General features: G+C 70.3%; 3 protein-coding genes and 1 pseudogene. All 4 read right to left on the bottom strand.

Translation table 11 applies throughout. The features are described from left to right. Positions 1-3,325 (bottom strand): DUF6531 domain-containing protein (locus QR78_RS27385; RefSeq protein ID WP_048430775.1); only part of this gene is annotated, 3,325 nt, incomplete at its 3' end. Between the two features lie 149 nt (positions 3,326-3,474). After that, on the bottom strand, positions 3,475-3,816 hold the full coding sequence (locus QR78_RS27380; protein ID WP_158004086.1) for a PAAR-like domain-containing protein: 342 nt from the start codon (positions 3,814-3,816) through the stop codon (positions 3,475-3,477). Next, the gene (locus tag QR78_RS27375; protein ID WP_048430773.1) at positions 3,816-5,198 is read right to left on the bottom strand and encodes a DUF2169 family type VI secretion system accessory protein; all 1,383 of its coding nucleotides are present in this window, start codon (positions 5,196-5,198) and stop codon (positions 3,816-3,818) included. The genes QR78_RS27380 and QR78_RS27375 overlap by 1 nt, the downstream gene beginning before the upstream one ends. A gap of 10 nt (positions 5,199-5,208) precedes the next feature. After that, positions 5,209-5,464, bottom strand: a pseudogene (locus tag QR78_RS35160) (hypothetical protein); the annotation flags it as partial.

Here is a 5,464-nt window from a genome sequence, read left to right as displayed (position 1 = left end):
CCGAGCCGTGCCAGAACCGCAGCCGCGTGTCCGGCGCCGCCTCCAGGAAACTCGCCGCCTGAACCGGACCGCCCGGGCCCCGCTCCACCTCCTGGAACGCCGACACGTTCAGAGCCGCGTCGTAGTCGAACCGCTCCGCCAGCCCGTCGCCGTGGCGCGCCTCCTCGACCTGACCGTTGCCGTCGTACCGGTAACCCGTCGTGCCCCAGCGCCCGTCCGCGATCAACACCGGCTCGGATGCCCGGTTCCAGCCGTAGACCCGCTCCAGCGCCGGTTCGGGTGCCGCCCCCGGCAGGGCCCTGCGTCCGGCGACCTGGCGCATCAGCCGACCGGCCGGATCGTGCCCGCTCGCCAGCACGAAGCCGCGCCCGCTCTCGCGCTGCGTCTCGCGGCCGGCCGCGTCGTAAAACAGCCGCAACGGCGCGTGCTCGCCGATGCGCAGCTCGGACAGCGCCCCGAGCGGATCGTAGGCGCTCGCCACCGCCGCCCCGAGGCCGGTGCGGGCCGTGCGGTGGCCGCAGCAATCGTAGGTGCTGTCGATCCGGCGTTCGTTCACCGTCTCGGCCACCACCTGCCCGAGGGCGTCGCGCTCCAGCGCGACCCGGGCCTCGCGGTTCTGCGCCCGCACCAGACGCCCCGCCCGGTCGTAGGCGAAGCGCGTCACCTGCGGCGCCGATCCGTCGGCCGCCGATACCGTCTCGGCGAGCAGCAGCCCGGCCGCATCGTACGCGTAGGCGAGGCGGGTGCCGTCCGCCTCGGTCCGGCCGGTGAGCCGCCCGGACCGGTCGTAGGCGTAGGCCGTCGTGCGGCCGTCGAAATCGGTCTCGCTCACCACCCGCCCGCAGGCGTCGCGGGTGAAGGTCCAATGCCGGCCGAGCGCGTTGGTGACCCGCGTCAGCTGCTTGCGGCCGTCATAGGTGAAGCGCACCCGCCCGCCCTGCGGGTCCTCGATCTCCTCCAAGACCCCGTACGCGCCGTAGCGCCGGATCGTGCGTCGCCCCTCGCCGTCGGTCAGCGCCACCTCGGCCCGGCCGCGATCGATCTGCCGCTCGAGCGTCACCCCGTCGGCCCGCGTCTCGCGCGCCGGCACCCAGAAATCGCCGCCGGGCGCGTAGGCGAAGGTGGTGCGGGCGCCGAGGGGATCCTCGATCGCGGTGACGCGCCCGAACGCGTCGTACTCGTAGCGCGTCTCGCCGTCGCGAAAGTCGCGGATGGCGGAGAGCCGGCCCCCGGCATCGTAGCGTCGGCGCTCGATCAGGCCGTCGTGCCGCATCGTGCCGAGCAGCCGGCCGGCCGCGTCGTGGCTCAGGTCGGTGCGGTGGTCGAGCGGGTCGACGACCGCCGCGAGATGGCCGTTCTCATCGCGCTCGAACCGCCAGGCTTCCCCGGGGGCGTCGATGCGCAGGACGACGTGGCCGGCCTCGTCGCGGAAGAGCCGTCGTGTCCGGCCGGCGGGATCGGTGACGGCGCTCAGGTAGCCGTTGGCGTCGTAGGCGTAGCGCGTCTCCCGGCCCTCGGCGTCGATCTCGGCGATACGCTGGTCGCTGTCGTCGTAGAGCACGCGCGACACGTTGCCGTGCGCGTCCTCCTCCGCGACGATGCGGGCTTCCTCGTCGTAGCCGTACCAGACGAACGCATCGGGCCGGTCGCCGGGGGTATGCCGGGTGCGCATCCGCTCCGGATCGTACGTGAAAGTGTCGCCGTTCCAGGCCCCCGAGGTTTCCAGCCGCACCACCCGGCCGGCCCCGTCATAGACGTGCCGCGCCCAGGTCCGGCCGTCGTCGCGCCAGAAGGTGCAGCGGTCCGCCGCGTCGTACTCGTAGAAGCGCGAGCCGCCGGCGGTGGAGTCCGCCGCGAGGAGGTTGCCTCGCGCGTCGTAGCGGTAGCGCAGGATCTCGCTCGTCGCGCCGTCGCTGCCGACGAGCGTGACCCCGGTGCGCCGCCCCTCGGCGTCGTTGGCGAAGCGCAGGACGAGACCGCACGGGTGGTCGAGCCGGTCGAGTGTCCCGTCCGGTCCGCGCGCGAAGGTGATCCGTGCGCCGCCCCGCTCGATCGCGCCGATGCGCCAGACGCCCTCGGCGGTCCGGTCGAACCGGTGGCGCTCGGCCCCGTCGCGCAGGATCAGCGATCCGTCCGGCCCCTCGGCCAGGGCCAGCCAGGGCGCGCGCACGTTGTAGGTCCAGCCCGCCGGCAGGGGGCCGGGGGCCGGGAAGAACACGTCGCGATGGTCGGCGTCGCGATAGACCAACCGCCCGTCCGCGTGGCGGACGACCGCACGGTCGAGGCTGGAGCGCATGCCGCGCCCGAGCGGTCCGATCGTGCCGACCGCCGAGTTGTAGCTGCGCGTCAGGTCGAACGGCAGCGGTCCCGGCAACGCGAACTCGATCTCCGCATATCGGTTCGCGCCGTTGGACACCTGCACGGGGTTGGTGATGCATCCCTTGCAGTCGGCGTCCTTCTGCCTTTCGCCCTGCTTGGGCTGCTCCTCCTCGACCTTGACGTTGTCCTTTGTCTGACCCTCGGTGGTGGTCTCGCTCTTGCCGCTCTTGCCGGGCGGGGCCTCGGCGGCCGCCTGCGCCTCCTTCTGGGCGAGCCGCTCCGCCTCGCGGGTCGCGGCCTTCGATGCCGCCACCGAGGGGTTCGCCCCGATCACCCCCTGGAGGAGGCCGGTCGCCTCGCCGACCTGCTCGACCTGCTCGGGCGCCACGCCGGCAGCCGTCGCACCCCACTTCGCGGCGGTCTGCACGAGCGTGTCGGTCGGCTCGCCGGTCCAGGCCGTGCGGAAGCCGGCCACGGCCTGGTCGAACTCGTTCAAGGCCGCGGCGCCGAACCCGACGGCACCGATGACGCTCGGCGCCGTGGCGACCGCGGCCGCACCGGCACCGGCACCCAGCACGGTCGATTGAACCCCCTGCACCACACCCAGGGCGCGGGTGCCGAGGTGGAAGTCCGCGGCGGCCTGTTTGGCGGCCTCGGCCTTGTCCTTGAGTTTCTGCCAGGTGCTCTTCCGCTCGGGCTTCTTCGTTCGGAACTGCCCGGGGGCGTTCTGCGGCGGGTTGCCGTCCGTCTTGTCGGGCTTCGGCTCGGCCTTCTTCGTCTCGACCTCAGGTCGATGGAGATCACGGGTCGGCGACACCGGATCGAGTCTCTGGTTGACGCCGATCTCGCCCAGCCGCTCGCTGCCGTCCGGCAGGGTGCCCTCCGGATTTGGCGCACCGGTCTGCGTGTATTTCCCGACCGACGGGTCGTACCCGTAGACCGTGCCGCTCGGCTGGCCGTACTTGGCGTCGGCCCCGGGGTCTGTCGTGCGGATGATGTCGGCCATGATCGCCGCTCCGTTCCGGCGGATTGATCGAGCGGTTCAGGGCTGCGCGCGAACGCCGATCCCGGGGCAGGCCGGGCACGGGTCGCATGGGCGCAGTGTCGGCACCGGTCCCGTTGCCGATCGGCGGGGCGTCGCCGGAGCGCGAAGCGCTACGACTTGAGGTTCATCCAGTTCCTGTCGCCCACACGGCAGATCCGGTACCCGCCGGCCCGCACGTTCCCGGATGCCTCGTTCGCCCAGACCTTGCCCTTGTTGACGGTGGAGATCACGCCGCCGCCCGTCCCGGGCTCGTCGCCGTAGACGGTCGGTGCGAGGGAATGATCGTGGACGTAGACCGGCTTCTTGTTGAAGCGCACACTCTCGATGCACTTCAGGCTGCCTTCGAGCGTCGTGTAGAGCTGGTAGGGGACCGGTGCCGCTGGCGTCCGGCACCAATCCGGCGAGATCGTGACGCTGTAGATGATCTGGTCCTTGCGCGTTCCAAGCGGCATCATTCCTTCTCCCTGTCGGACAAAGCTTGGTGATAGGCCGCCGATGCGATCACGCCGGGCATGAGGTCCGGCTGTTCGTCGAGGATCGGCGCGAGGGCCATCAGCGTGCCCCGCACGGAGGCGGAACCCGTATCGGGCAGGCGCAGGCGCCACGTCAGCGCGACCCGCATGGCGTCGAGGTCGATATGCAGCGTGTCGATCCGGAGGGCGTCGTAGAAGACGCCGCCCTCCGGCCTCTCGAGACGGAGCACGAGCCCGACCCGCGGCAGCGAGAACCGTGCGACGACGGCGTCACCCCTGCTTCGCGACGCCTCCGCCCTCGGCAGCATGTTCGTCAGCGAGACCGTTTCCTCCCCGAAGAGGAAGTCGCACTGCATGTCGGGCGGAGACCCGTTCCAGAACGCCTCGTCGAAATCCTCGGGCAGGCGAGGGCAGCGCTCCGCCTGCCAGCGCTCGTCGCAGGTGCCGGCCAGCCGCAATCGCGGAGCCCAATGCTTGGCCACGATGCCGAGACCGTGCGGCATGAGCGCCGGCTCCGCAGGGCAGGCCCCCTCCAGGAGCCTCTCGAAGGCATCGACGGTGATCGGCGAGCGCGGCGCTTCGATGCGCGGCGCCGACCACCGCGTCGCTTTCGCCGCGTGAGCGTACCAGGGCGTGATGAAGCCACGTCCCAGGGGATTGGCGGCGAAAGCCTCTTGGGTGATGGCGGGATCCCGGTCGCCGGCATCCTCGCCGATTTGCGGCTCCGCACGCCGATCCTCCGGCAGGCGCGACACCACCTCGTGCTCGCTCGCCCGGACGGTCACGCTCCCGCCGAACGCGTGATCGTAGCGGATCGGAAAGGCCGTGAACGGGACCGGGTCGGTGAGCTGCCACTCGGACGGCTTGAGTGCCCCGAGCGTCATGCGTCTCACGACGGAAGCCGCCGTCCGATCGACAGCTCCGAGCCGAACGAAGTCCCGATCCCCCCATACGACGAGGCGGCGATCCAGGAGCAATCCCTCGGCGACCGGCACGACGGACGGAAACCGCCCGACCGCCCGCTCGATCGTCACGCCGACTTCGACGGCCGGAACAGGCCGCCCCGTCGGACTGTGAGCCGTCGCGTGGACGATGACGTCGCACCGCGGCTTGTAGGGTGAGAGGTCGCTTTCCGACCTCACCTCGCTCTCGGCGATCGCCCCGAAATACGTGTCGACGACGAGAACCGGATCCTGCTGGTCCAACTCGACGAGCGTGTGCGTCATCCCTCCGCTCGCGTCCGCCTGCGGCCTGATCGCGAAGACGCCCCGTGCGACGACAGTCTCGAAGCTGCGATCGGTCCGGTCGATGTTGCCGAACACGATGTCGGCATAGGGGGTGAGATTTTCGATTAAAATCATTGATTTTTTCTCAATTGAGATCGATCAACTTCGAATTCAGTTGAATATGATCTGAAAAATCACAGCTCAAACTAGTACCCTTGATGAAGACGCTGCCGTCGCTCCGCATCACGAGCGTGGATTTTCCAACGACTATCTCGAGCTCGTCACCGATCGTCACCTGCTTGACGTTGCCGACATTCTCTCGCAGGACCTTTCCAATATTGACCACCTTCGACTGCCCGACCTGCTCGGTGGCGGCGATGCCGGTGCTGTCGTGGCGCATG

The organism is Methylobacterium indicum (assembly GCF_001043895.1).
Lineage (GTDB): Bacteria > Pseudomonadota > Alphaproteobacteria > Rhizobiales > Beijerinckiaceae > Methylobacterium > Methylobacterium indicum.
The sequence above is the reverse complement of the archived record's forward strand: the minus strand, read 5'-3'. Positions and strand labels throughout refer to the sequence as shown.